Origin of the sequence: Streptomyces sp. NPDC086787 (genome assembly GCF_044745865.1) — a bacterium.
Taxonomy (GTDB): domain Bacteria; phylum Actinomycetota; class Actinomycetes; order Streptomycetales; family Streptomycetaceae; genus Streptomyces.
In genome coordinates this window covers 42,284-67,385 of record NZ_JBIVBC010000023.1, presented here as the reverse complement: position 1 = coordinate 67,385, position 25,102 = coordinate 42,284, and the positions used below count along the sequence as shown (strand labels likewise).

Genomic DNA, 25,102 nt, shown 5'->3' with positions numbered 1-25,102 from the left:
GTTCGACCAGCAGGGGCAGCGGCTCGGACGCGGTCACCAGTTCCCGCAGCGGACATTGGGCCAGCACCCCCACCACCTCCGGCGCCAACGCCGCCCCGAGACGGGCCTCGAGGGACAGCGAGTCGTCGCCCAGCGCCCGTGCCGCGGCCAGCACCGCCTCCCGCTCCGGCCCCTCGGGCACACCGTGGGCCGCCCGTTCGTGCAGCCCGGCGCCCTCCTCCAGGACCAGTCCGGTGTCGATCCCGGCCGGGATCTTGACGTGGGCGGTACGGCGCCAGGTGGCGACCGGGTCGCCCCACGCCTCCACGAAGTAGCTCCAGCGGCCCGTCGCGTCCGGGGTGACGAACGCGCCCCAGCGGTCGGTGCCCGGGGCCAGTTCACGCATCGGCGTCCACGGGCCGGGACGGCCCTGCGGGTCGCACAGCACGACGTTGGCGCCGACGGCGGCGTGGCCCTCGCGGAACACGGTCGCCGTCACCTCGAACGTCTCCCCGGCGATCGCCTTCGCCGGAAGCCGGCCGCACTCCACGGCCGGCCGGACGTCCCGGACCGGAATCCGGCCGAAGGCCGCCGAACCCACCGGGTCCGAACTCACCGGGGTCGAACTCATGGAACTCACCTCCGCCGTGTGCGCGAAGCCGGGCCCTTGGCCCGGCTCGAAAGTCCTGAGAACGCTGCATGGTCCTGAGAACGCCGGAAGGTTCAGTGCCTTCCGGTCCTGGAACGCCGGTCCCACGGCGGAGCCCGGCGTGCCGCGCCGCTGCCGTGCGGCCGCCCGCCCTGCTCCTGGAGGTAACTGCCCAGGGCGGAGCGCAGATAGCGTTCGGCGGCGTCGGCGGCCTCCCGGGCGCAGCGCTTTCCCATCAGCACGCACAGGGTGTAGCCCGCGTCCTCGAACCCGGCCCGCCCGGAGCGGTCGCCCGGCGAGGCGAGCGTCACCCGTTCCCACGCCCGGTACCGACGCAACTGTCGGGCCACTTCGTCCTTCGCCGGTAGCAGCATGGCCCTGTTCACTCTCCTGCGGCGATCGAGGTTGTTTCACACATGGTGCACGCGTGACGACTCAGCGTCTTGTTGGGTCTTCAATCACTGTGCGGTCACCCCTGGAGCGCTCTCGTGTTGCACGAATGGCGTAGCCACCTCACTGTGGATCTGACTCAGGAGCGATCAGTGCTCGACGCTCAGTGATCGGGGCCGTTGCCCAAGGGGGGCGTGAAACGGGCGGGAGCTTCGCGGGTGAGGAGCAAGCGACGATGAAGACCGCAGTACCCCGCTACTACCACCTCGACGTGGAAGTCAGCCCCGAACGGGTCGAACAGGTCAGCCGCATCCTGGCCGCCCATCTCCGCTACTGGGATCTCGAGAACCTCGTGGACCCGGTATCGCACGGCGCCGAGATGCTGCTGCAAGCCATCGACGAGCATGCGACCGACAAGCACACCTCCATCGAGATGTGGTGGAACGGCCAGCATCTGATCACCGCCATCGGCGGTGCCGACCGCGACCTCCGCCCCGACCAGGACCTGCGCGGCTGTCTGACCCAGATCGCCGCGACCAGCGACGGCTGGGGCTGCTGCGCCCCGGACACCGGCAGCAAGATCATCTGGTTCTCGCAGCGCGCCCGCGCCGGCGAGCGCGTCCCGCTGGTCCCGACGGCCCCCGCGCCCGACCTGCGCCATGTCCGCCAGGTACCGCGTGAGGTGCCGGTGGCCTCGCTCGCGGCCTCGTCGGGAGCGGCGGACCCGGCCGGAGCGGTGGGCGTGATGGATCCGGTGGATGTGAGGGATCCGGTGGGCACGGAGGCCGCCCTCGAGGACGCCCGGTGACGGCACGACCGAACCGCGACGGGGTGTCCGTGTGGAGCGGGCACCCCTACCCGTTGGGCGCCTCCTTCGACGGCGAGGCCACCAACTTCGCTCTGTTCAGCGAGGTGGCCCAGCAGGTCGACCTGGTCCTGGTGGACGACGCCGGCGCCGAGACACGCGTGCCGCTGACCGAGGTCGACGGTTTCGTCTGGCACGGCCGGGTGCCCGGCATCGGCCCCGGGCAGCGCTACGGCTTCCGGGTGCACGGCCCCTGGGACCCGGCACTCGGCCACCGCTGCAATCCGGCGAAGCTCCTCCTCGACCCGTACGCACGGGCCGTGGACGGGCAGATCGACAACCACCCCTCGCTCTACGAGCGGGCCCCGGGCGGCCCCGCACCGGCCGACAGCGCCGGGCACTCCATGCTCGGGGTGGTCACGGAACCGCACTTCGACTGGGGCGCGGACCGAGCACCCTGCCGGCCGTACGCGGACACCGTGATCTACGAGGCCCATGTCCGGGGACTCACCCGCACCCACCCGGACGTCCCGCCCGCGCTGCGCGGCACGTACGCCGGTCTCGCGCACCCGGCGGTGATCGGACATCTCACCTCGCTCGGCGTGACCGCGGTCGAGTTGATGCCCGTGCACCAGTTCGCGCAGGACGGCGTGCTGAAGGACCGGCGCCTCACCAACTACTGGGGCTACAACACGATCGGCTTCTTCGCCCCGCACAACGCCTACGCCGCGTTCGGCACCCGGGGCGAGCAGGTCGACGAGTTCAAGGCGATGGTGAAGGCGCTGCACGAGGCGGGCCTGGAGGTCATCCTCGACGTGGTCTACAACCACACCGCCGAGGGCAACGAGCACGGCCCCACGCTGTCCTTCCGGGGCATCGACAACGCCTCCTACTACCGGCTCGTGGACGGCGACTGGGCGCACTACTACGACACCACCGGCACCGGCAACAGCCTGCTGATGAGACACCCCTACGTGCTCCAGCTGATCATGGACTCGCTGCGGTACTGGGTCACCGAGATGCACGTCGACGGGTTCCGCTTCGACCTCGCGGCCACGCTGGCCCGGCAGTTCCACGAGGTGGACCGGCTGTCGGCCTTCTTCGACCTGATCCAGCAGGATCCGGTGATCAGCCGGGTCAAGCTGATCGCCGAGCCGTGGGACGTGGGCGAGGGCGGCTACCAGGTCGGCAACTTCCCGCCGCTGTGGTCGGAGTGGAACGGCAGATACCGGGACGCGGTACGGGACTTCTGGCGGGCCGAGCCGGGCTCGCTCGGCGAGTTCGCCTCCCGGCTCACCGGCTCCGCCGACCTGTACGCGCACAGCCGGCGGCGCCCCCGTGCCAGCGTCAACTTCGTGACCGCGCACGACGGCTTCACCCTGCGCGACCTGGTCTCGTACAACGACAAGCACAACGAGGCCAACGGCGAGGGCAACCGGGACGGCGAGAGCGTCAACCGGTCCTGGAACTGCGGGGCCGAGGGCGACACCGACGACCCGGCCGTCCTGGAGCTGCGCGCCCGCCAGCAGCGCAACCTGATGGCCACCCTGCTGCTGTCGCAGGGCATCCCGATGCTCGGCCACGGCGACGAACTGGGCCGCACCCAGCGCGGCAACAACAACGCCTACTGCCAGGACAACGAGGTCTCCTGGATCGACTGGGCGCTGACCACGGAGCAGCGCGCGCTGGGGGACTTCACGCGGCGTGTCATCGCGCTGCGCGCCGCCCATCCGGTACTGCGCCGCCGCCGCTTCTTCCGCGGCCAGACAGTGACCCACACGGACCAGCCGCTGCCCGACCTGGTGTGGCTGCTGCCCGACGGGCGCGAGATGACCGACCGGGACTGGCAGCGCGCCGACGCGCACTCCGTCGGCGTGTTCCTCAACGGGGACGCCATCGCCGAACGCGACCCGTACGGGCGGCGCGTGGTCGACGACTCGTTCCTGCTGCTGCTCAACAGCTACTGGGAGCCGGTGGAGTTCCGGCTGCCCGGCGGCGCCTACGGCGAGCGCTGGACCACCCTGATCGACACCGCCGACCCCGAGGGCACCCCGGACGAGCGCGAGTTCAAGGCGGGTACCGGCCTGCGGGTCGAGGCACGCGGCCTCGTACTGCTGTCCCGGCCGTCGACCGCCACCGGGTGATCACATCTCATGGCGGCGTCGACGCACGATCCCATACGATCCCCGGCATGATCGATGGAGAACTGGTACGACTGCGCGCCCTGCGCGCCGACGATGCCGAGCACCACCTCCGGTGGCGCAACGACCCCGAGGTGGTGCGCTGGGCGGCCGCCGCCGACCCGCGTTTCGGTCCGGCCACCGTGGAGACGGTCGCCATCACCTTCGACAGCATGCTGCGCCTGAACCCGCGGGAGCGGGCCGTGTTCACGGTCGAGGACCGGACGGACGGGCGGGTGATAGGCGTGGCCGACTACCGCGACCTGGACCCGTACGCCTCGGTGGCCACGCTGGGAATCACCATCGGCGAGCGTGAGTACTGGGGCCGTGGCCACGGCAGCGAGACGGTGCGCCTTCTGACGGACCATGTGTTCGGCACTTTCGGGCTGCACCGGCTGGAGCTGGACACCTGGAGCGGCAACGAGCGCGCCGTCCGTGCCTTCACCCGGCTGGGCTTCAGGGAGGAGGGTCGCCGGCGGTCGGCTCTGCTGGTGGACGGTCGGCGCTACGACCGGGTGCTCTTCGGCATGCTGCGTGAGGAGTGGGCGAAGTCCGCGTGACGTCAGTGCTCGCGGCGTGAGGTGACCGTGAACTGCGCGCCGTCGGGATCGCGCAGCACGGCTTCCTCCTCGTCCTCCCGCAGGACACTCCCGCCGTGCTTCTCCGCCGCCCGCGCGCAGTCCGCCACACCGGCCACCGCGAAGTGGATCTGCCAGTGCGGCCGCACCGACGGGTCGGGAGCCGCCTCGACCGCGCCCGAGTCGATCCGCGCCACCGCGTCGCCCCGGCTGCGCAGCACCACCTCGCCGCCCTCGTATTCGACCTGGCAGCAGCCGGAGCGTTCCGAGGCCCAGTCGAGGATCTCGCCGTAGAAGAGGGCGGCGTCGAAGGCGTTGCGGGTGTGCAGCCGGATGAACGTCGGAGCCGCCCGCCGCCAGGCCTCCCAGTTGGCGATGAGCTGACCCTCCCAGATCCCGAAGATCGCCCCGTCCCGGTCGGCGAGGAGGGCCGCCCGTCCGGGCGGGAAGGAGAGCGGCCCGACCGCCGCCGTGCCGCCCCGCTCCCGCGCCCGTGCCACGGCCACATCGGCGTCCGGGACGGCGAAGTAGGGCGTCCAGGTCACCGCCATCTGCCACATCGAGGCGACCGCGGCGATCCCGGCGACCGGCACACCACCCGCCAGGGCGATCCGGAAGTGGTCACCGAGCTTGACGCTCTTCCACCGCCAGCCCAGTACGGCCCCGTAGAAGTCCTCCGTGGCCTTGAGATCACGGCTGGTCAGGCTCACCCAGCAGGGGGCGCCGAAGACGGAGTGGGTGGAGAGGATCTCCGGCTTCCGCTTCGCGCCGTCGGGGAGGGTCGTGTCATGGTTCATGGCAGTCGCGTCCTGGTGTCGGAGACCGATGGCCACCGGTCTTTCCCCAGTGTCCAACCGGATTCGGTCCGGGCGCCTGCCGAGTACCCCGATGGCGGACGGCCGAGCGAGTGACACGATGGATGCATGGTGGACACCGGCCGCAGCGGCGGCAGCGACGCCGACCTGATCTTCGGGTTGCAGCAGGAGGTCGATCAACTCAAGGAGGCGGTCGCCTCCCATGCGGTGGTGGACCAGGCGATCGGAATGGTGGTCGCGCTGGGCAGGGTGACGCCGGACGAGGGGTGGGAGGTGCTCAAGGAGGTCTCCCAGCACACGAACATCAAGCTGCGCAACGTCGCGGAACTCATTCTGGTCTGGGGGCGCACCGGGGGGATGCCCGCTCAGATCCGCGCCGAACTGGAGGACGCCCTCGACCGGTTCGGACCCTCACAGGTACCCGGGCCGCCCGAGTGAGACATCAGCGCACCCCGGTCTCGGCGAGCAGGTCCTCGCGCAGCCGGTCGAAGCACCCGCTCAGCAGCCGGGAGACATGCATCTGGGAGATGCCGAGCTGCTCGGCGATCCGGCTCTGCGTCATGCCGCGGAAGAACCGCAGATAGAGGATGAGCCGCTCGCGCTCGGGCAGCGCCTGGAGGCAGGGGCCGACGGCGACGCGGTCCACGACGAGGTCGTAGCCGGGATCGGGTCCGCCCAGCGCGTCGCTGAGGGCGTAGCCGTCGGTGCCCGGCAGCTCCGCGTCCAGCGACAGCGCCGAGAAGCACTCCAGAGCCTCCTGGCCGGTACGCACCTCGTCCTCGGTCAGCCGAGCGCGCTCCGCGATCTCGGCGACCGTCGGCGGCCGGCCGGGCAGCTCCTGTGCCAGTTCCTTGGCGGCGCTGCGGACCCGGTTGCGCAGGTCCTGGACGCGCCGCGGCACATGCAGGGTCCACATGTGGTCCCGGAAGTGCCGCTTGATCTCGCCGGTGACGGTCGGCACGGCGTACGCCTCGAAGGCTCGGCCGCGCGCGGGGTCGTAGTGGTCGACGGCCTTGACGAGGCCGAGGGCGGCTACCTGGTACAGGTCCTCCAGGGCCTCTCCGCGGCCCCGGAAGCGCACGGCGATCCGCTCGGCCATCGGCAGCCAGAGCCGGACCAGCTCGTCGCGCAGCGCGCGCCGCTCCGGGCCCTCGGGCAGTTCGGCGAGCCGCTCGAACGCCTCGACCGTGTCGGGGGCGTCGTCGTGCGGATGAGGCTTCGTTCTGGTGGTGGTACCCATGGCGGGTGCGCACCTCCCTCGGCAGGTGCTGGATGGACAGACACCATGGGAGGCGCGCTCCGGGACCTTCAGGAGACACCCCGCGGCGCCCGGCTGAACCGGCTCCCACGGACGTGCCTCCTGTCCGAAGCACGTCCTTTTCATTCCCCGGATGGAGCAAATCAAAACAATGCATCCGAAACCATGACATTGCGTCCGGATCGTGGTGCGGAGCGGATACGGAGAGTTCCGGTCGGTGTGTTCCGGTCGGTCGGCAGGGTTCCGACGTGATGTGCGGCACGCCCCGGACCGTTCCCCGGAAGCGGGTGACACGATTCTTCCTGGGCAGCGCTTGATCGCTGATCAAAGCGGGCGAATCACCTGGCCGCAGCGCATTCCGCTCATTTGACAGTGCGCTGAGCACACAGATAGACAGCAGCTCCCGAAGGGTCGAGAGGGGCACTGTGTACGAGCCGAACGTGGTCGGGGACTGGCACGAGTACGAGGAGCATGCCGGTCTGCGCGTCCGCGTCCACCGCCTGGAAACGGCCGAGCCGCCGCGCGGACGCGACGACGCGGCCGTCGGGCTGACGTACTTCAGTGTCCGGGTGACCGTGGAGAACCGCGGCGGGAGCCACTTCGGCGTACAGCTGGAGGACGGCCAGATCGACGTCCGGGTCGGCCCCGACGGCGAGGGCGCCGTCATCGACTGGCGCAACTCCCAGTTCATCGAAGGCTTCGACGTCTACCCGCTGCGCAGGGCCACCGCCGTGGTGTACGCGGCCGGGCCCGAGGCCGCCCTCACCCAGATCGATGTACAGGTCCATCTGCGGGTCGACGAGGAGTGGACCGACCGAAGGCTGTGGACGGGCGGCATCGGACTGCGCGAGGAGCCCGTAGCGGCCGTCGCCGCGACCGCCGCGCCCGGCAGCCTGGCCCACCAGGTCAGCGCCTACCTCAAGGACCTGAGGGACCTGACGGACATGGAGGACCGGACGGAACCGGGCACCGCCTGACGGGCCCGGCCCGGGTCAGTGCGGGATGCCGTCGATGATCTCGCGCGCGCCCTGCCGCAGCAGGGACACCGCGACCGAGGTGCCGAGCGTGGCCGGGTCCAGCGGGCCCGCCCACTCGTGCGCGTTCAGCCGGGTCTTGCCGTCCGGCGTGAACACACAGGCTCTCAGGGACAGTTCGCCACTGCGGTCCACTCGCGCATAGCCGGCGATCGGGCTGTTGCAGTGCCCCTGCAGCACATGCAGGAACATGCGCTCCGCCGTCGCCTCCCGGTGGGTGTCCGGATCCCCGAGGGAGCTGACGGCGTCGATCAGCTCGCTGTCGCCCGCACGGCACTGGAGTGCGAGGATGCCCGCGCCGATCGGCGGCATCATCGTCTCCGGGGACAGCACCTCGCTGATCACGTCACGGCGGTCGATCCGCTCCAGCCCGGCCAGCGCCAGCAACAGCGCGTCCGCCTCGCCGGCCGCGAGCTTCTCCAGCCTGCGGTTGGCGTTGCCCCGGAACGGCACGCACTCCAGATGCGGGTGGGTGGCCGCCAGCTGGGCGACGCGGCGCACGGAGGAGGTGCCGATCCGGGTACCTGCCGGGAGTTCGTCGAGCGTGCGGTGGCCGGGGTGGACGAGGGCGTCACGGATGTCGTCCCGCTTCAGGAAGGCGGCGAACACCGTGCCCGCGGGCAGCGGACGGTCGGCCGGCACGTCCTTCACGCAGTGCACCGCGAGGTCGGCCTCCCCGGCCAGCAGGGCGGCGTCCACCTCCTTGGTGAACGCCCCCTTCCCCTCGACCTGTGACAGGTCGCCCAGCCACTTGTCACCGGTGGTCCTCACCGGCACCACAGTGGTGCGCACACCAGGATGCATGGCGGCCAACTCGGCCCGGACACGCTCCACTTGGGCGAGTGCCATCGGCGAGTCACGGGAGACGATGCGAATCAGTTCCGGGGCGGGCATGGGGACACGATAGACCTTCGGGCACAGGACTCACGCACATCGCCCGTATTGCTCCGGCACGCCCCGAACGCCGGTACGGTCATGTGCTCATGTGCCGATTCAGGCGTTGGGGTCGAACGCGATGCCCGACGGCTCGGCCTCGGCGAGGTTCGAGGTGAAGCCGTCGTCCTTCAGGCCGAAGTGCGCGCTGCCGAAGTCGTAGGCGACCAGCTTGTCGCGCAGGCCCGCCGGGTAGCCGTTCCAGCCGACCAGCGGCGGGTACTGCCAGGTGTGCCTGTGGTTCTCCGGCGGCTCGTCGTTGGAGTTGGCCAGCCGGAAGCAGTGCGTCCTGATGCCGTCCTTGTGGTACACGATCTTCGCGTGGGTGCCCTCGAAGCGGACGTCGGACACCGGGTGCACGGTGAACGACCCGTGGTTCGACGTCGACACGTAGCGTATCTGGCCGTTCTGCACCCACACCACGACGTGTTCCCAGTCGTTGCGGTGGCCGCCGAGACTGATGCCGGGCAGCGCCTGGTCCTTCTCGAAGTACAGGTCGTACATGTACGCGCACCAGCCGTTGTTGCACTTGTAGCGCGAGTACGTGTTCGTGTCGTTCAGGTCGGAGGCGTCGCGGCACGAACCGTTCAGGGCGCCGGTCGGCTTCAGTCCGCCGTTGATCGAGCCGTCGGGGCCGATGGCCGCGGTGGAGTAGCAGCCGTCCGTGTCGTAGTCGAAGGCGGGCTGGTACGTGAGCTCTCCGGGCTCGGCGTTCACGGGCAGTGGCGGCGGCGGGGCGGCGAACGCGGCGGTGGGGAAGGCGAGTACGAGTGCCGCGGCTCCGGCGAGACCCGTGAGCCATCTTCTGCGGTGTGTCCGGTACTTCGGTGACGCCACTGCGTCCTCCTCTTCGGGCGCAGCCCAATGGCTGGGGAGTTGAAGGGAGTTCAGCTTCCACGGATTTCACATCCGTGCCAAGGGGTCACACGCGTGCCGGAATTGCAGGCGGCTCCGTCCGCCGACCTTTGACGACGAGTCAGTAGGGTTCGCCCGGAAAGTCGGCTGCCGACTCCTCCGGCGTGAGGTCCGCGCGCAGCCGCAGCCAGGACGGCTGGCGCAGCAGCCCGGACCGGGTACGGGTGCTGTAGGAGACCTCGCCGACCAGCCGGGGCCGTACCCAGTGGGCGCCGGTCACCGGCGGCACCGGGTCGAAGGGGCACACGTCGGTCGCGTCGGCCCGCAGCAGCGCGGCCAGTTCCGCGCGTTCGGCCTCGCTCCAGCCGGTGCCCACACCGCCGACGTATCGCAGCCGTCCGCCGGCCCGCTGTCCGACCAGCACGGCACCGGGCTGCCCGGTGAGGCGGCCCTTGCCGGGCAGCCAGCCGCCGACGATCACGTCCTCGCTGCGCAGATTACGGATCTTGACCCAGGCTCGGGAGCGCACCCCGGGCTGGTACACCGAGTCGAGCCGCTTGCACACGAGCCCTTCCAGACCGTGCTCGCGGGTCGCCCGCAGCGCCTCGGCCCCATGGCCGACGACGGCGGCCGGGGTCGACCAGTGCGCCCCGGTCAGGCCCAGCTCCTCGAGTCGGGTACGCCGCCGCACATAGGGGACGGTGAGCTGGGGCCGCTCCAGGAACATCACGTCGAACAGCACCAGGTGCACGGGCACCCGCGCCGCCCGGCGGGCGGCGCGGGCCGGGGCGTGCGCCAGCCCCATCCGGCCCTGCAGCAACTGGAAGTCGGCCCGCCCCTGTTCGTCCAGGGCGAGGACCTCGCCGTCGAGGACCGCCGGAGTGCCGCCGAGGGCTCCGCCCAGCGGCTCCAGCTCCGGATAGGCGCCGGTGATGTCCTCGCCGGAGCGGGCGCGCAACCGTACGCTGCCGTCACCGGGCAGGTAGACCACCGCCCGCTGGCCGTCCTGCTTGGTCTCGTAGGCCCACCGGGCGTCCTGCGCGGCGGGCGGCAGCTTTCCGGGGGTGGCGAGCATCGGCGGGATCAGCGGCAGGGTCACGGCTGAAGGTCTCGACCGCGCCCGCGGCCGTCACGCCCCTTTCCGCTCCGGTTCCCCTGAACGGCCCGCTCACGGCTCGGTGGCGTCCTCCTCGACGTTCAGGCCCGTGCAGGCCAGCCGCCCGGCCACTTCCGCGCAGGCCTCCGTCCCCCGGGGTGACGACGCGGCCAGCATCGGGCTGCTGTAGCCGGTGGGGTCGGCGGCCGGATACGAGGCCGAGAGCACGTCCTGTCCCGCGCGCACGGAGACCTCCCGGGCCTGCTGGGAGCGCATCCGCACCTCGGACCAGACGGTGCGGCAGCCGGGCGACCAGCGCAGCCGTACGTCGTAGGCCTCGTCGCTGACCCTGCTCGTGGTCCGCGCGTCACGCGCGCAGACCGAGGTGTCGGGCAGCCGGCCCTGGCAGGACCCGCCGTGGCAGCCCGCGGCCGCCATGACGAGCGGGGTCCCGGGCGAACCGTGCCGGGCCGTCACGGCGAGGGCGACGGCGGTGGCGAGCGCCGCGGTCAGCACGCTGAGCACCGTGAGCCGTCCCGGCCGGCGCCGCCGTGCGGCGGCCCGGCGGTTCACGGCGGAGGGTTCGGCCGGGGGTTCGGCAGGAGGAGGCTCCTCGGTCGCCTCCCACAGCGCCAGCACCGGCGCCGGGTCGGCGCCCGCGAGCCTGGCCAGCGCCTCCACGGCCGAGCGCGGTGGTCGCTTGCCCTCGGTCAGATAGCGGTGCCAGGCGGACTTGCTGTAGGGGGTGCGGGCGGCCAGTGCCGCCAGGCTGAGCCCCGTACGGTCCTTCAGTTCGCGCAGTCTCGCCTCCAAGGGCTCGTCCTGTGTGGTCGGTCCGGCGGGCTGCCGCATCTACGTTCCTCGACTCCAGCGCCACTATGGGCGTTTCATCCCTGTTGCCGGGATGGTTTCCCGGGAAGTGGAGGCCGCAATCCGCCGTGAGGTGTGCGGCGGGACCACGCCGAAGGCCTGTTCGGCAACGGGTCGCTCCCGAACAGGCCTTGCGGGTCAGGGCGTACGGCGACGGGAAGCCGTCAGCACCACGGCAGGGCCGAGCCGACCCGGAGGTAGTGCGCGGAGACGTAGCCCCGGTCGCGGGAGAGCCGGTACCAGGTCCGGGTGCCGCCCACCCGGGAGCCGGTCGTCCGGCAGACGACCGTCACGAGCCGTCCGGTGCGCCGGTGGCCGACCACGCGGTAGCGGGTGCCCGGACCGGAGCGGACGTTCAGCCTGGCCCGGTGCGTGGTCACCCGCCCGAGAGCCGGGGCGCTGTGCCGGGGGAGCCGGGAGGAAGGGGCGAGCTGTGCCGAGGCGGTCGCCGAGTGCCGCGCGGTGGGGGCCGCCTCGGCGGCGCCGGCCGCCGAGGGCAGGAGCGCGAGCACCGCGACCGTCGCCAGCAGGCCGCTCTTCACGGTCCGTCGGATCATCGAAACCTCCGTGCTGTCGTTCTCGTGACCACCAGCCGTGATCACGACTCCAGCGTGTCCGTGACGACCCGCCGCGATGCCGTCCCGGCGTCCCGCGGAACGCCCGGGACGTCCCCGGGGACGAAGCCGGGTCGGGCACCCGCACTCCTTCACGGTTGTGCCGGTACGGCGAAGGTGACCGTGCGCCCGCCCCTTCGCGGCTACTGTCGAGTAATATCCGGCGCCAGGTCGACAGAGGTGAAACAACAGAGGAGAAACCGTGCCCCGGTCCGAACGCTCACCCCTGCTGCTGGCCGGCCTGCTGGCCGCCGCCGGAGTCGCCCACTTCACGGCTCCCCGGACCTTTGATGCGATCGTCCCCAAGGCGCTACCGGGCCGGCCCCGGGCCTGGACGTACGCGAGCGGAGCCGTGGAGCTCGCGCTCGCCGCGGGTGTCGCGCTCCCGCGGACCCGGGTGCCGGCGGCGCGGGCCACGGCCGCCTTCTTCGTCGGTGTGTTCCCCGCGAACGTGCAGATGGCCGTGGACTGGCGGCACCGCCCCGCACCGCTGAAGGCGGCGGCCCTGGCGCGTCTGCCGCTCCAACTGCCCCTCGTGCTGTGGGCCCGCGGTGTCGCCGCGGCCGGCCGAGCCGGTCGTCACTGAGCGTATGGCGGCCGTTCGGGGGTGAGCGGCGGGTCCGTGGCCCCCGCGCTTGATGCACCCGGGCAGAGGGATCATCCTGGGGCGTATGGACCATGTCGCGGCCGCGGCGATCATCGACGCCCTCGGCGTTGTGACGGGGTGGACCGAGGGCGCGCGGCTGCTCACGGGCCTCCGCGCCGAGGACGTCGTGGGACGGCCGGTCACCGGCCTGCTCGCCGCGCGGGTGGCCACCGCGACCGTCGCGGCACGCGCCGGACCCGTCGCCCTGCGTCACCGGGACGGCCACCGGATCGACGTCACGCTGACCGCGCAGCCGATCCTCGGCCCGGGCGGCCACCCCAACGGCTATGTGATCACCACGGACCCGCCCGAAGAGCTCGCGCCCGCCCTGGTGGGCGAGGTCTTCCAGCAGGCTTCCGTGGTGATGTCGGTCTTCGACACCCGCCAGCACTACGTGCGCGTCAACGAGGCGGGCAGCCGGGCACTGGGCGTACCGGAGGCGGAACTGGCCGGACGGTACTTCATGGACACCGCGGCCAACGGCGAGCGCACCCACGCCTTCCTGGGACAGCTGCGCAAGGTGGCCGAAACCGGGCTGCCGGTCCGCTACGAGGCCTTCGCCGGCGCGGTCGACGAGGACCGGGCACACGCCTGGACCATCGACATGTGGCCGGTCCGGGACCCGGCGGGGAAACCGGTCGCGGTGGCCCTCGCCGCGTTCGACAGCACCGAGCAGTACTGGGCCAGAACGCGACTGGCCCTGATCAACGAGGCGACGACCGCCGTCGGTACCACCCTCGACGTGGTGCGCACCGCGGAGGAACTCGTCGAGGTGCTGGTGCCGGACTACGCCGACTTCGCCAGCGTGGACCTGCTCGACTGGGTCCTCGGGGAGGACGAGCTGCCGATGGTCCCGGACGGCGACGTGACACTGCGGCGCGTGGCCCACGGCTCCGCCGTCGAGGGCACCCCGGGAGTCGCGGTGCACTTGGGCGAGGTCGACGTCTACGAGACGAACTCGCCACCGGCCCGTGCGCTGCGGGAGGGCCGGGCCGTGCTCAGCCGGGCCGGAGAGGCCGAGTTCGACGAGTGGATCGCCGCCCGCGGCGCACGCACGCCCGAGGGCTGCTCCCGCCACCAGGGCGTCCACTCCATGATCGCGGTGCCGCTGCGCGCCCGCGGCACCACGCTCGGCGCGGCCGTGTGCATCCGCATGGCACACCCTGACGACTACGTCACCGACGACATCGTGTTCGCCGAGGAACTGGCCGGCCGCGCCGCCGTCTGCATCGACAACGCGCGCCGCTTCGCCCGCGAACGCAGTACGGCGCTGGCGCTCCAGCACAGCCTGCTGCCGAGGGGCCTGCCCGGTCAGGGCCAGGCGGCGGTCGACGTGGCCCACCGCTATCTGCCGAGCGGATCGCTGGCGGGCATCGGCGGCGACTGGTTCGACGTTATCCCGCTGTCCGGCAGCCGGGTCGGACTGGTCGTCGGTGACGTGGTGGGCCACGGAATCCAGTCGTCGGCCACCATGGGACGGCTGCGCACCGCCGTACGCACCCTCGCCGACGTGGACCTCCCCCCGGACGAACTCCTCACCCACCTGGACGACCTGGTCACCCACCTCGCGGCCGGCGGTGTCGGCGACGACGTCGCCGAACTGGGCGCCACCTGCCTGTACGCCGTCTACAACCCCATCACACGCCGCCTCAGCCTGGCCGCGGCCGGACACCCCGCGCCCGCCCTCGTCCTGCCCGGCGGCACCGCCGAACTCATCGGCATGACGGCCGGACCGCCGCTCGGTGTGGGCGGACTGCCCTTCGAGGCGACCGAACTGGAACTGCCCGAGGGCGCCATCGTCGCGTTCTACACCGACGGTCTCGTGGAGGACCGGGACCGGGACGTGGACCGGGCCACCGAGGAGATGCTGCACGCGCTGTCCGGGCCCGCCGACTCGCTGGAGGCGCTCCGGGACAACGTGTTGAAGGCCGTACTGCCGGAGCAGCCCGGCGACGACGTGGCCCTGCTGCTGGCCCGCACCCGGGCCCTCGGCGGGGACCGGGTGGCCACCTGGGGCATCCCGCCGGATCCCGCCTGTGTGGCCGTGACCCGGCAGGCGGCCACCGAGCAACTGGCCGCCTGGGGGCTGGAGGAGATCGCCTTCGTCACCGAACTCGTCGTCAGCGAACTCGTCACCAACGCCATCCGCTACGGCGTACCGCCCATCCAGCTGCGGCTGATCCGCGACCGGGCGCTCATCTGCGAGGTCTCCGACGGCAGTGCCACGTCGCCGCATCTGCGCCGCGCCCACGCCTTCGACGAGGGCGGCCGCGGACTGCTGCTGGTCGCCCAGCTCACCCAGCGCTGGGGCAGTCGGCAGACGGGCAGCGGCAAGACGATCTGGGCGGAGCAGCCGCTGCCCGAACCCTGAACGGCGATCTCGGCCCGCACTCGGCGGAACCGGTCGGCGAAACTGGTCCGTGGAGGGCACTCGCGGCGACCGGGAGCGGCCCCCTCACGACAGACCGACGGCAGGGGAGCGGAGCGCGCATGACGACAGGCCGGGACAGGGCGGACGTGGCCGAGGCGGCGGGAATCGAGGTGAAACCGGTCGCGGGCCACATCGGAGCCGAGATCACGGGTGTCGACCTGGCCCGGGAACCCGACGACGCCGTGGTGGCCGCGATCCGCGCGGCGGTGCTGCGCTGGAAGGTGGTCTTCTTCCGCGACCAGAAACTCGACCACGCCGAACACGTGGCCTTCGCACGCCGCTTCGGCGAACCGGTGGTCCTCGGGCGGCGCGGCAGCGCCTCACCGCCCGGCTTCCCCGAGGTGGAGACCACGGCCGACCGGCTGGAGCTGGGCGGACGGTTCGGCATGGACCACGACGAGTGGCTGCGCAGGCGCCGGCACACGCTGCTGCGCGGCTGGCACTGCGACCACGGCGCCCGCGTCGACCCGCCGGCCGCGACCATTCTGCGCGCCGAGACCGTCCCGCCGTACGGCGGCGACACCACCTGGTCCAACCTGGCCGCCGCCTACGCCGGACTGTCGGCGCCCGTGCGGGCCTTCGTGGACGGGCTGCGGGCCGAACACCGGCTCGGCGTCGGCTACCAGTCCCGGCCCGGCGACGACGGTTACCTGCGGCATCTGCTGGACCGTCAGGTCGCCTCCGTGCACCCGCTGGTGCGGGTGCACCCGGAGACGGGGGAGCGGGTGCTGTTCGTCAACGGCTACTACGTCGAGCAGATCGCCGACGTGTCCCGGCCGGAGAGCGCCGCCCTGCTGGAGATGCTCCTGGAACAGGCGGTGAGGCCCGAGTACACGGTCCGGTTCCGCTGGGAGCCCGGCAGCGTCGCCTTCTGGGACAACCGGGCCACCATCCACCTGGCCCCCAGCGACAACGCGCACCTGGAATTCCCCCGGATCATGCACCGGGTGATGCTCACCGGAGAAGTACCCGTCGGCGTGGACGGCCGACCGTCGCGGGCCCTCGTGGGCACCGAACCCGGCCGCTGGTGATCAGACCAGCGGAATGACCACCTCGTCCTCGACCGGCGGATCGAGTTCCTGCGCCCGGTTGCCCGTCGCCGCGAAGCAGCGCAGCCGGATCTCCCGCGGGCCGACATCCAGCCGCAGGAAGCACTTGAAGAACGGCGGGCTGTATGTCGCCGAACCCGGCGAGAAGAGCTGCGTGTAGATCTTCCGCACGGGCAGCCGGAACCGGGACGGGCGCTCGGGCCGGCCGCCCGCGCCGAGCAGCGTGGCGACCAGTCTGGTGCGGCGGGTGATGCGGGCTTCCGGGCCGGGGGTGCGGCCGGGCCGGGTGCCCAGCCGCTCGGCGATGACGGCCGTGGCATCGGACGCGGTGAGCGTGAAGAAGCGGCGCAGCCCCAGACGGCGGCCGTACAGCCCGCTGTAGAAGGCCAGCGAGTCACCGCGCAGCGGATAGCAGCGGAAGTCGTCCTCGCCCACGCCGGCGACCGACACGCGGGGGATGGTGTGCGTGGCGTGCATGAACGATCCGCCGCCGCCCGAGACCACGTACTGGATGGTGCGGCCGTCCACGTTCACCGGGTAGCGCTGGTAGTTGTGGATGTCGCCGCCGATGGCCGCGACGAAGTTGCGGTCCGGGTCGCGTACGACCTCGTCCACGGTGCCGCCGCCCTCGATGGGGCAGGGGTGGTACTCGCCGTCCACGTACAGCGGCGAGCCGGTGACGAGGATCTTGGCGCGGGGGCCACGCGACACCTCGCGCAGCCACGCGCCCTGTTCGGCGTCGAGCGTGCCGAGCAGACCGGTGTCGATGCCTATGACGCGTATCGGTCCCGCGTCGATCGCCCAGTACGGGCCCGGCTGGACGGCCTGTTGCGCCGGTGCCGGGCGCAACGCCCGTGCGTCGGCGAGGCGTTGCCCGTCCGTCCGGCGCGGCCTGTGCCACAGCAGGGACCGCCACCAGGCGCGGCCGAGCGGGCGGGGCGCCGGTTCGGGGGCGAGCGGCGGCGCGTCGTCGCAGAAGACGCGCATGAACGCGCCGAGGTCCTCGTACCAGTCGTGGTTGCCGGGTATCGCGTATATCGGTGCCTGGTAGTCCCGGAACGGGCGGAAGAACTTGTCGGCGTAGTCGTCGGCGGCGCCCACCGGATAGATCACGTCGCTCGCGAGCACCGTGAAGTCCGTGTCCCGACTCACCTTCAGAAAGCCGGGCACGACCGCGTACTGGGCGTCGCCGCCCTCCCCGGTGTCGCCCACCACCATGAAGGAGAACCGGTCCGCTACGTCCCGTTCGATCAGCCGGTCGGTGGGTGCGCCGGCGGCCGCGCGCTGCGCCGCCCAGCGGTCGCGGGTACGGCCCGTGGGATCGCCGAACCAGGAAGCGAGCACCCCGTTGCGGGCGGCCCACAGCATTCTGGGGTCGAACCAGGACAGTTTCTGGACATGTTCCGGCATCAGCTGTTTGTAGACACCCGGTTCGGCGGCGCCCCAGCCGGCGCCCTCGGGGGTGTCGCGAGAGGAGTCAGACACGGCGTGCACCGTAGCAACGCCCGTCGTGGTGGCTGTCAACGGGCCTCCGGAAGGCGGCTGTTGGGGATGTCACTCGAGCCCCTGCCGTCCATAGGGAAAACCCTCGATTGTTACCCGACCGTAGTGACATGGACGGGTCAGCGCTGACATCCTCCCTGCGCACCCCCCACCACGAATCTCCCCGATCCGTGCACGGATCCACGATCCCGCACAGCTCAGCTCGTCCCGGGCAGCACACCCCGTCTGCCCGGTCTGTCACCGGCCGCGACCCGGCGGCCGCAGCAGGAGGAGTTCGAGTGAGACGCCTTCCCCACAGACGTTCCGCCGTCGGAGCCGCCCTGGTCTCCGCCGCCGCCTTCCTCGCCGTCGGCATGCAGTCAGTTCCGGCAACGGCCACGCCCGTCACAGCCCACCCCAGCCCGCTGCGGGCCGGTGGCCAAGAGGCCAAGCTCAGCCCCGCGCAGCGCGCCGCGCTCATCACGAGCGCCCAGCAGCAGACCACGGCGACCGCCAGGACCCTCGGCCTCGGCGCCAAGGAGAAGCTGGTCGTCAGGGACGTCGTCAAGGACAACGACGGCACCCTGCACACCCGCTACGAGCGCACCTACGACGGCCTGCCCGTCCTCGGCGGCGACCTGGTCGTGCACACCCCGCCCGCCTCCCTGGCGTCCGGCACGGTGAGCACCACCTTCAACAACAGGCAGACGATCAAGGTGGCTTCCACCACCGCGACCGTCAGCAAGAGCACCGCCTCGGCCCAGGCGCTCAGGACGGCCAGGTCTCTGGCCGCGCAGAACCCCTCCGCCGAGAGCGCCCGCAAGGTGATCTGGGCCGGCAACGGTACCCCCAAGCTCGCCTGGGAGACGGTGATCGGGGGCTTCCAGGACGACGGCACGCCGAGCAAGCTGCACGTCATCACGGACGCCGGCACCGGCAAGGAGCTCTACCGCTACCAGGGCATCGACACCGGCGTCGGCAACACCCAGTACAGCGGCACGGTCACGCTGACCACGACGCAGTCCGGGTCGACGTACACGCTGAACGACGCCTCGCGCGGCGGCCACAAGACGTACAACCTCAACCACGGTTCGTCCGGCACCGGCACCCTGTTCTCCCAGACGAACGACACCTGGGGCAACGGCACGACGTCCAACGCCGCCACGGCGGGCGCCGACGCCGCCTACGGGGCCCAGGAGACCTGGGACTTCTACAAGAACACGTTCGGCCGCTCCGGCATCAAGAACGACGGTGCCGCCGCGTACTCCCGGACGCACTACGGCAACTCGTACGTCAACGCGTTCTGGGACGACGACTGCTTCTGCATGACCTACGGTGACGGCTCGGGCAACGCCGACCCGCTGACCTCGCTGGACGTGGCCGGCCACGAGATGAGCCACGGTGTCACCTCCAACACCGCTGGCCTCGAGTACAGCGGCGAGTCCGGCGGCCTCAACGAGGCGACCTCCGACATCTTCGGCACCGGCGTCGAGTTCTACGCCAACAACACCTCCGACGTCGGTGACTACCTCATCGGCGAGAAGATCGACATCAACGGCGACGGCACCCCGCTGCGCTACATGGACAAGCCGAGCAAGGACGGCGGCTCCGCCGACAGCTGGTACAACGGCGTGGGCAACCTGGACGTCCACTACTCCTCGGGTCCCGCCAACCACATGTTCTACCTGCTCTCCGAGGGCAGCGGCACCAAGGTCATCAATGGCGTGACCTACAACAGCCCGACCTCGGACGGCGTCGCCGTCACCGGCATCGGCCGGGCCGCCGCCCTGCAGATCTGGTACAAGGCGCTCACGTCGTACATGACGTCCAGCACCAACTACGCCGCCGCGCGCACCGCGTCCCTGAACGCGGCCACCGCGCTCTACGGCGCCAACTCCACCCAGTACGCCGGAGTGGCCAACGCCTTCGCCGGCATCAACGTCGGCAGCCACGTCAACCCGCCGGCCAACGGCGTGACGGTCACCAACCCGGGCAGCCAGACCTCCACCGTCGGCACCGCGGTGAGCCTGCAGATCTCGGCGAGCAGCACCAACAGCGGCGCACTGTCGTACTCCGCGAGCGGACTGCCGGCCGGCCTGTCGATCAACAGCTCGTCCGGCCTGATCTCCGGAACGCCCACCGCCGCGGGTACCTCCAACACCACCGTCACGGTGACCGACTCGACCGGCGCGACCGGCACGGCCTCGTTCAGCTGGACCGTGAACACCGGCGGAGGCGGCGGCTGCACCGCCAAGCAGCTGCTCGGCAACCCGGGCTTCGAGTCGGGCAACACCACCTGGACCGCCACCAGCGGAGTCATCACCAACTCCAGCAGCCAGGCGGCCCACGGCGGCTCGTACAAGGCCTGGCTGGACGGCTACGGCTCGACCCACACCGACACGCTCACCCAGTCGGTGACCATCCCGGCGGGCTGCAAGGCGAGCCTGACCTTCTACCTGCACATCGACACCGCCGAGACCACCAGCAGCACCCAGTACGACAAGCTGACGGTGACCGCGGGCTCCAAGACCCTGGCGACCTACTCGAACCTCAACAAGGCGTCCGGCTACAGCCTGAAGACCTTCGACCTGTCGTCCCTCGCGGGGACGACGGCCACGCTGAAGTTCAGCGGCACGGAGGACTCCTCGCTGCAGACCAGCTTCGTCGTGGACGACACCGCCCTGACGACCAGCTGACCCGCCCGACCGATCGCACCTGACACGTCCCGCACGCGGAAGCCGTCCGCGTGCGGGACGTCGGTGTGCCTGACGCGTTTCAGAAGGTGCGCTCCAGCAGGCCGAGCAGCGCGGACCAGTGCCGGTCGTCGGCTTCACGGTCGTACGCGGGCGTGTCGGCCTGGGTGTATCCGTGCCCGGCTCCCGGGTAGACCTCGCAGCGGTGCCGCACCCCCGCGGCCGTGAGCGTGTCCTCCAGCAGCCTGATCTGCTCCTCGGGCAGGGACGGGTCCTGGTCCGCGTGGCCGAAGTACAGCTCGGCGGTGACGCTGCCCGCGACCCGGTGCGGACTGTCCGGGCCGTCGGTCGCCAGCCGTCCGCCGTGGAAACCGGCCGCCGCCGCGACCCGGTCCGGGAAGGCACCCGCGGTCAGCAGGGCCAGCCGGGCGCCCATGCAGTAGCCGGTCACCGCCACCGGACCGTCGACGGTCAACGGGCTGTCGGCCAGGAAACGCAGATAGGCTCCGGCGTCCCGCTCGGACAGTCGGGGCGTCAGCGACTGCATCACCGGGGCGATCCGCTCCCAGATCGTGGGGTCGGCAGCCGGGTCGATGAACTCGGGCAGGTCGAAGAGCGGCGCCCGGCCCTGCCGGTAGAACACGTTCGGCACCAGCACGGTGTAACCGGCCGCGGCGAGCCGGTCCGCCATCGCCCTCAGGTGCGGGCGCAACCCGTACGCGTCCTGGTAGAACAGCACGGCCGGACGCGGCCCCGCACCCTCGGGGTGGGCGAGATAGGCGTCGGCGACGCCGTCCTCGGTCGGGATGTCCACGGCGGTTGCCTGTACGGCGGTCATATGTGAGTGTCTCCCGTTGTCATTCGAAGCGTGAGGTGTCGCCCGCTCCACGCCGTACGATCTCCGCCTCGCCACCGGAGAAGTCGATGACCGTGGTCGGCTCGGTGCCGCAGTCGCCGGAGTCGACCACCGCGTCCACCACGTGGTCGAGGCGGTCCTTGATCTCCCAGCCCTGGGTCATCGGTTCGGCCTCGTCGGGCAGGAGCAACGTACTGGACAGCAGCGGTTCGCCCAGTTCGGCCAGGAGCGACTGGGTGACCACATGGTCGGGGATGCGCACGCCCACGGTCTTCTTCTTCGGGTGCAGCAGCTTGCGCGGCACCTCCCGCGTCGCCGGAAGGATGAACGTGTAACCACCTGGGGTCGACGCCTTCACGGCCCGGAACACGTCGTTGTCCACCTGCACGAACTGGCCGAGCTGCGCGAAATCCCGGCACACCAGGGTGAAGTGGTGCCGGTTGTCGAGCTGTCGGATCGACCGGATCCGGTCGATGCCGTCCCGGCTGCCGAGCTGGCACCCGAGCGCGTAGCAGGAGTCGGTCGGATATGCGATGAGAGCCCCCGAGCGCACGGCGTCGGCGATCTGACCGATGCTGCGCGGTTGCGGGTTCTCGGGATGCACGTCGAAGTACTTCGCCATTCACCGAGCTTATGCCGTTCGGCCGGGGCCGGGCGCGCCGGGCGGCCCCACGGGGCACGAACCGGCCCCACGGGGCACGGACAGCCCGTCGGGTAACGTCGGTGCCCGTATGCCGAGGCCGACGCGACGGACCGCGAGGGGCCGCGACGGACCGCGGAGGACGAGGTGGGAGCAGCCGTGGAGGGCAGGGCGGACGACGGCGTGCGGTCGCGGACGCCGTACGGGCCGTACGGGTCGCATGACACGGACTCCTCGTGGGCCGAGGAACTCCTCGACCACCTCCGTCCCGCAGGACGCGATCCGCGGCGGGTCGTCGCCTGGCTCGCCCGCACGCTGCGCGGAACCGCCTGCCTGCGCGACGCCGACGGCACGCTCCTCGCCGGGGAACCGATGGCACTCGACGACGCGGTGGCCGCGGATGTCGTCGCCGGCCGGATCTCCTCCGCCGCGCTCCAGGACACCGACCACCACGTCCGCCTGGTCCCCGTGCGGCACCCCGGGCCGCATCCGGCGCCGACATTCCTGCTGGCCGCCGCCCGGCCGGCCCCCTTCGACCGGCGTGCCGCCGAGATCGTGACTCGTACCGCCGCGGTCGTGGAACTGCTGCTCGGGGACCGCGAGCTGGCCTCCGCCGGGCTACGGCTGCGGCGTGCCGCCGCCGATCTGCGGCTGGCGATCCTGCAACTGCTGATGGTCGAGGACACCGTCTCGGCCCGCCGGGTCGCCGCGGGCCTGTGGCCCGGCCTGCTCGACACCGAGACCGCCCGCGTCTACGTCGTCGAGGGATCCGCCGACGAACGGGACCGCCTCGCCGAGAAGTGCCTGGACGTCACCCGGGGTCAGGCACTCGTCGTGCGCTGCCCCGCGATGGACGGGCACGTCATCGTCGTCAGTCCCGCCCCCGCGGCGGAGGAGCGGCTGCGCGCGCTCGTCGGTGAACGCCCCGGAACCTTCCTCGGCGGCAGCGTCCAGCAGAACCTCGCCCAGACCGCCACCGCCTACGGCCAGGCCATCAGCGCGCTCGCCGTCGCCCGCTTCCGACCGGAGCAGGCGGCCGTCTACGCCGAACGCACCCATCCCGAGCTGCTGATGGACCCGGCGAGCCGGTACGCCTGGGCCGCCGACGTGCTGCGGCCCCTGGACACGCTGCCCCACCACACCCGCGCCGAACTGCTCGCCACCACCCGGCTCGGCCTGGAGTTCACCGCCGTGAGCGCGGCCAAGGTGCTCGGCGTCAGCCGCAACACCGTCCGCGCCCGCATGGACCGCGTCGAAGGACTGCTGGGTGCCGATTTCGCCGACCTCACCGTCCGGGCGGCCGCCCACCTCGCCCTGAACACCCAGGCGGGCTGGGCGGAACCGGTCACCGACGGCTCCGGCCCCCGGAGCGGCGCCGTCCGGCTCGCCGACCTGCTCGCCTCCGCCGCGCTGCGCGACTGGGCGCACGCCCTGCTCGGGCGGCTGACCCGGGACACCCGCGACCTGCGCGGCACCCTCCGCGCCTGGATCGCGGCCGGTGGGAACGCCGAACGGGCGGCCCAGGACCTGGGTGTGCACGCCCAGACCGTGCGCGAACACGTCCGCGGCGCCGAGCCGATCCTCGAACGCCAGCTCCTCGCCGCGGGCACCGACCTCTACGAGGTGGTCCTCGCGCTGCTGGCCGTCGGCGAACTGGTCCCCGCGCGGCCTTTCTCGACGCACTGAGCACCTCGACGGACCGAATACCGCGGCGGACCCGGTACGGGGTGGGGGCCCGACCGCACCCCCGTGACGGTGGGGCCCCCGTGAAAAGTGAACCTACGCGCGGGCGAGCGCCTTGTGTACCGCGCCGGTGCCCGCTCCGCGGCACACGGGACTCACCCGTGCACAGATGAGTCCGAATGGCCCGGTTACGCTCCGTACCGCTCGGTCGGCACGGCCGGGTGGGCCGCCTGCGCCCCGCTTTCGGGTGACCCCCGGCGCCTGTCGGAGCGGCCACCGGCCACCCGTGCCGCAGCATCGCAGTCGGCCCGCTCATCGCCGTATCCGTATCCGTATCCGGCCCGCCGACCGGGGCGCGTGTCACTGGAACGGACGCACCAGAGTCCCATCGGGGCCGAACCGCTGGTAGCAAGAAATGAAAAGGAAGACATCCGCCGCTACGCATGCCTTCGTCCCCTACCTCCCCGAGGAGGCGGTCCCATGACACCGGCGACGCCCGACACGGCGGGCGCGACGCACACCGCCGCGCCCGCCGACGAGACGCCCACGATCCACATCCTCTGGATCAACGCCGGACTGAGCTGCGACGGCGACTCGGTCGCGCTCACGGCCGCGATGCAGCCGAGCATCGAGCAGATCGCGCTCGGCGTGCTGCCCGGGCTGCCGAAGGTCGAGGTCCACTGGCCCCTGATCGACTTCGAATGCGGGCCGGTCGGCGGCGCCGACACGTTCATCGACTGGTTCTTCAAGGGCGAACGCGGCGAGCTCGACCCCTTCGTGCTGGTCGTCGAGGGATCCGTGCCGAACGAAGCGATCAAGCCCGAGGGCTACTGGTGCGGCTTCGGCGACGACCCGGAGACCGGCCAGCCGATCACCACCAGCGAGTGGATCGACCGGCTCGCCCCCGAGGCGCTCGCCGTGGTTGCCATCGGCACCTGCGCCACGTACGGCGGCATCCACGCCATGGAGGGCAACCCGACCGGCGCCATGGGCGTGCCCGACTACCTGGGCTGGGACTGGAAGTCCAAGGCCGGCATCCCCATCGTCTGCGTCCCCGGCTGCCCGATCCAGCCCGACAACTTCGCCGAGACCCTCACCTACCTGCTCTACCAGGCGGCCGGCTCCGCGCCGATGATCCCGCTGGACGACAAGCTCCGCCCCACCTGGCTGTTCGGCGCCACCGTGCACGAGGGCTGCGACCGGGCCGGCTACTACGAGCAGGGTGACTTCGCCGCCACCTACGACTCGCCCAAGTGCCTGGTCAAGCTCGGCTGCTGGGGTCCCGTCGTCAAGTGCAACGTGCCCAAACGGGGCTGGATGAACGGCATCGGCGGCTGCCCGAACGTCGGCGGCATCTGCATCGCCTGCACCATGCCCGGCTTCCCGGACAAGTTCATGCCGTTCATGGACCAGCCGCCCGGCGCGACGCTCTCCACCACGGCCAGCGGTGCCTACGGCGCGGTGATCCGCAAGCTGCGCGCGGTCACCCTGCACACCGTCGACAAGGAGCCCAAGTGGCGCCACAAGGGACGCAAGCTCACCACCGGGTACCGGCGCCCCTGGTGA

At 71.6% G+C, this 25,102-nt stretch carries 23 protein-coding genes; 11 read left to right on the top strand and 12 right to left on the bottom strand.

The annotated features are described in order from the left end of the window. A partial coding sequence (locus ACIPK3_RS32220; RefSeq protein ID WP_402575457.1) for a maltotransferase domain-containing protein occupies window positions 1–610 on the bottom strand: 610 nt, incomplete at its 3' end. Window positions 611–702: 92 nt separating this feature from the next. After that, window positions 703–1,002: a DUF5133 domain-containing protein gene (locus ACIPK3_RS32215; protein WP_402575455.1), complete on the bottom strand. Its 300-nt coding sequence runs from the start codon at window positions 1,000–1,002 to the stop codon at window positions 703–705. Window positions 1,003–1,253: 251 nt separating this feature from the next. Here ACIPK3_RS32215 and ACIPK3_RS32210 point away from each other — a divergent pair, with 251 nt between their 5' ends. Genes ACIPK3_RS32210 through ACIPK3_RS32200 form a run of 3 tightly spaced genes read left to right on the top strand, consistent with a single transcriptional unit; the run spans window position 1,254 to window position 4,563 of the window. Beyond that, window positions 1,254–1,826, top strand: coding sequence for a pep a2 (locus tag ACIPK3_RS32210; RefSeq protein WP_402575453.1), 573 nt, complete (start codon window positions 1,254–1,256; stop codon window positions 1,824–1,826). After that, window positions 1,823–3,967 (top strand): glycogen debranching protein GlgX, encoded by a 2,145-nt coding sequence (gene glgX, locus ACIPK3_RS32205; protein WP_402575451.1) that lies wholly within the window; start codon window positions 1,823–1,825, stop codon window positions 3,965–3,967. The genes ACIPK3_RS32210 and glgX overlap by 4 nt, the downstream gene beginning before the upstream one ends. 47 nt (window positions 3,968–4,014) lie before the next feature. After that, window positions 4,015–4,563, top strand: coding sequence for a GNAT family N-acetyltransferase (locus ACIPK3_RS32200; protein WP_402575449.1), 549 nt, complete (start codon window positions 4,015–4,017; stop codon window positions 4,561–4,563). A gap of 2 nt (window positions 4,564–4,565) precedes the next feature. Here the strand turns inward: ACIPK3_RS32200 and ACIPK3_RS32195 are convergent, their stop codons facing one another. Continuing rightward, a complete protein-coding gene (locus ACIPK3_RS32195; protein WP_402575447.1) occupies window positions 4,566–5,378 on the bottom strand; it encodes a VOC family protein in 813 nt (270 codons plus the stop codon). Window positions 5,379–5,504: 126 nt separating this feature from the next. Here ACIPK3_RS32195 and ACIPK3_RS32190 point away from each other — a divergent pair, with 126 nt between their 5' ends. Then, window positions 5,505–5,834 carry an ANTAR domain-containing protein gene (locus tag ACIPK3_RS32190; protein WP_402575445.1) on the top strand — a complete coding sequence of 110 codons (330 nt, stop codon included), beginning with the start codon at window positions 5,505–5,507 and terminating at the stop codon, window positions 5,832–5,834. 4 nt (window positions 5,835–5,838) lie between these two features. On the opposite strand, the gene ACIPK3_RS32185 is transcribed toward ACIPK3_RS32190, so the two are convergent. After that, a complete protein-coding gene (locus tag ACIPK3_RS32185; RefSeq protein ID WP_402575443.1) occupies window positions 5,839–6,636 on the bottom strand; it encodes an RNA polymerase sigma factor SigF in 798 nt (265 codons plus the stop codon). A 443-nt stretch (window positions 6,637–7,079) separates the two neighbouring features. Here ACIPK3_RS32185 and ACIPK3_RS32180 point away from each other — a divergent pair, with 443 nt between their 5' ends. Beyond that, window positions 7,080–7,631 (top strand): hypothetical protein, encoded by a 552-nt coding sequence (locus ACIPK3_RS32180; RefSeq protein WP_402575441.1) that lies wholly within the window; start codon window positions 7,080–7,082, stop codon window positions 7,629–7,631. Between the two features lie 15 nt (window positions 7,632–7,646). Here the strand turns inward: ACIPK3_RS32180 and hemC are convergent, their stop codons facing one another. The 5 genes from hemC to ACIPK3_RS32155 form a co-directional block, all read right to left on the bottom strand. After that, entirely contained in the window at window positions 7,647–8,582 is a 936-nt protein-coding gene (hemC, locus tag ACIPK3_RS32175; protein WP_402575439.1) for a hydroxymethylbilane synthase, read from the bottom strand. Window positions 8,583–8,681: 99 nt separating this feature from the next. Next, entirely contained in the window at window positions 8,682–9,458 is a 777-nt protein-coding gene (locus tag ACIPK3_RS32170) for an NPP1 family protein (protein ID WP_402575437.1), read from the bottom strand. Between the two features lie 139 nt (window positions 9,459–9,597). Further along, a complete protein-coding gene (locus tag ACIPK3_RS32165) occupies window positions 9,598–10,551 on the bottom strand; it encodes an ATP-dependent DNA ligase (protein ID WP_402575463.1) in 954 nt (317 codons plus the stop codon). Window positions 10,552–10,644: 93 nt separating this feature from the next. Continuing rightward, window positions 10,645–11,424, bottom strand: coding sequence for a DUF2690 domain-containing protein (locus tag ACIPK3_RS32160; RefSeq protein ID WP_402575435.1), 780 nt, complete (start codon window positions 11,422–11,424; stop codon window positions 10,645–10,647). Between the two features lie 182 nt (window positions 11,425–11,606). Beyond that, window positions 11,607–11,999 carry an SH3 domain-containing protein gene (locus tag ACIPK3_RS32155; RefSeq protein WP_402575433.1) on the bottom strand — a complete coding sequence of 131 codons (393 nt, stop codon included), beginning with the start codon at window positions 11,997–11,999 and terminating at the stop codon, window positions 11,607–11,609. Between the two features lie 259 nt (window positions 12,000–12,258). Here ACIPK3_RS32155 and ACIPK3_RS32150 point away from each other — a divergent pair, with 259 nt between their 5' ends. The 3 genes from ACIPK3_RS32150 (at window position 12,259) to ACIPK3_RS32140 (ending at window position 16,164) form a co-directional block, all read left to right on the top strand. Beyond that, on the top strand, window positions 12,259–12,642 hold the full coding sequence (locus ACIPK3_RS32150; protein WP_402575431.1) for a hypothetical protein: 384 nt from the start codon (window positions 12,259–12,261) through the stop codon (window positions 12,640–12,642). Between the two features lie 85 nt (window positions 12,643–12,727). Further along, entirely contained in the window at window positions 12,728–15,073 is a 2,346-nt protein-coding gene (locus ACIPK3_RS32145; protein ID WP_402575430.1) for a SpoIIE family protein phosphatase, read from the top strand. Between the two features lie 119 nt (window positions 15,074–15,192). Continuing rightward, a complete protein-coding gene (locus ACIPK3_RS32140; protein WP_402575428.1) occupies window positions 15,193–16,164 on the top strand; it encodes a TauD/TfdA dioxygenase family protein in 972 nt (323 codons plus the stop codon). On the opposite strand, the gene ACIPK3_RS32135 is transcribed toward ACIPK3_RS32140, so the two are convergent. Further along, window positions 16,165–17,667, bottom strand: a complete 1,503-nt coding sequence (locus ACIPK3_RS32135; RefSeq protein ID WP_402575426.1) for a metallophosphoesterase family protein — start codon at window positions 17,665–17,667, stop codon at window positions 16,165–16,167. A 296-nt stretch (window positions 17,668–17,963) separates the two neighbouring features. Here ACIPK3_RS32135 and ACIPK3_RS32130 point away from each other — a divergent pair, with 296 nt between their 5' ends. Next, window positions 17,964–20,360, top strand: a complete 2,397-nt coding sequence (locus tag ACIPK3_RS32130; protein ID WP_402575424.1) for a M4 family metallopeptidase — start codon at window positions 17,964–17,966, stop codon at window positions 20,358–20,360. A gap of 79 nt (window positions 20,361–20,439) precedes the next feature. Here the strand turns inward: ACIPK3_RS32130 and ACIPK3_RS32125 are convergent, their stop codons facing one another. Together ACIPK3_RS32125 and ACIPK3_RS32120 are read right to left on the bottom strand one after the other, a co-directional pair. Continuing rightward, window positions 20,440–21,195 (bottom strand): dienelactone hydrolase family protein, encoded by a 756-nt coding sequence (locus ACIPK3_RS32125; RefSeq protein WP_402575422.1) that lies wholly within the window; start codon window positions 21,193–21,195, stop codon window positions 20,440–20,442. A gap of 19 nt (window positions 21,196–21,214) precedes the next feature. Continuing rightward, window positions 21,215–21,835 carry an L-threonylcarbamoyladenylate synthase gene (locus ACIPK3_RS32120; protein WP_402575420.1) on the bottom strand — a complete coding sequence of 207 codons (621 nt, stop codon included), beginning with the start codon at window positions 21,833–21,835 and terminating at the stop codon, window positions 21,215–21,217. A 177-nt stretch (window positions 21,836–22,012) separates the two neighbouring features. Here ACIPK3_RS32120 and ACIPK3_RS32115 point away from each other — a divergent pair, with 177 nt between their 5' ends. Both ACIPK3_RS32115 and ACIPK3_RS32110 read left to right on the top strand, forming a co-directional pair. Then, complete coding sequence (locus ACIPK3_RS32115; RefSeq protein WP_402575461.1) at window positions 22,013–23,539, top strand: helix-turn-helix domain-containing protein; 1,527 nt, start codon at window positions 22,013–22,015, stop codon at window positions 23,537–23,539. A 477-nt stretch (window positions 23,540–24,016) separates the two neighbouring features. After that, window positions 24,017–25,102 (top strand): hydrogenase expression protein HypE, encoded by a 1,086-nt coding sequence (locus ACIPK3_RS32110; protein WP_402575418.1) that lies wholly within the window; start codon window positions 24,017–24,019, stop codon window positions 25,100–25,102.

Excerpts from the sequence above, each read along its gene's own strand:
- ACIPK3_RS32195 (WP_402575447.1), bottom strand. The coding sequence starts at position 5,378 with ATGAACCATGACACGACCCTCCCCGACGGCGCGAAGCGGAAGCCGGAG.
- ACIPK3_RS32145 (WP_402575430.1), top strand. The coding sequence starts at position 12,728 with ATGGACCATGTCGCGGCCGCGGCGATCATCGACGCCCTCGGCGTTGTG.
- ACIPK3_RS32215 (WP_402575455.1), bottom strand. The coding sequence starts at position 1,002 with ATGCTGCTACCGGCGAAGGACGAAGTGGCCCGACAGTTGCGTCGGTAC.
- ACIPK3_RS32140 (WP_402575428.1), top strand. The coding sequence starts at position 15,193 with ATGACGACAGGCCGGGACAGGGCGGACGTGGCCGAGGCGGCGGGAATC.
- ACIPK3_RS32125 (WP_402575422.1), bottom strand. The coding sequence starts at position 21,195 with ATGACCGCCGTACAGGCAACCGCCGTGGACATCCCGACCGAGGACGGC.
- ACIPK3_RS32110 (WP_402575418.1), top strand. The coding sequence starts at position 24,017 with ATGACACCGGCGACGCCCGACACGGCGGGCGCGACGCACACCGCCGCG.
- ACIPK3_RS32160 (WP_402575435.1), bottom strand. The coding sequence starts at position 11,424 with ATGCGGCAGCCCGCCGGACCGACCACACAGGACGAGCCCTTGGAGGCG.
- ACIPK3_RS32165 (WP_402575463.1), bottom strand. The coding sequence starts at position 10,551 with ATGCTCGCCACCCCCGGAAAGCTGCCGCCCGCCGCGCAGGACGCCCGG.
- ACIPK3_RS32185 (WP_402575443.1), bottom strand. The coding sequence starts at position 6,636 with ATGGGTACCACCACCAGAACGAAGCCTCATCCGCACGACGACGCCCCC.
- ACIPK3_RS32190 (WP_402575445.1), top strand. The coding sequence starts at position 5,505 with ATGGTGGACACCGGCCGCAGCGGCGGCAGCGACGCCGACCTGATCTTC.
- ACIPK3_RS32155 (WP_402575433.1), bottom strand. The coding sequence starts at position 11,999 with ATGATCCGACGGACCGTGAAGAGCGGCCTGCTGGCGACGGTCGCGGTG.
- ACIPK3_RS32200 (WP_402575449.1), top strand. The coding sequence starts at position 4,015 with ATGATCGATGGAGAACTGGTACGACTGCGCGCCCTGCGCGCCGACGAT.
- ACIPK3_RS32210 (WP_402575453.1), top strand. The coding sequence starts at position 1,254 with ATGAAGACCGCAGTACCCCGCTACTACCACCTCGACGTGGAAGTCAGC.
- hemC (WP_402575439.1), bottom strand. The coding sequence starts at position 8,582 with ATGCCCGCCCCGGAACTGATTCGCATCGTCTCCCGTGACTCGCCGATG.
- ACIPK3_RS32120 (WP_402575420.1), bottom strand. The coding sequence starts at position 21,835 with ATGGCGAAGTACTTCGACGTGCATCCCGAGAACCCGCAACCGCGCAGC.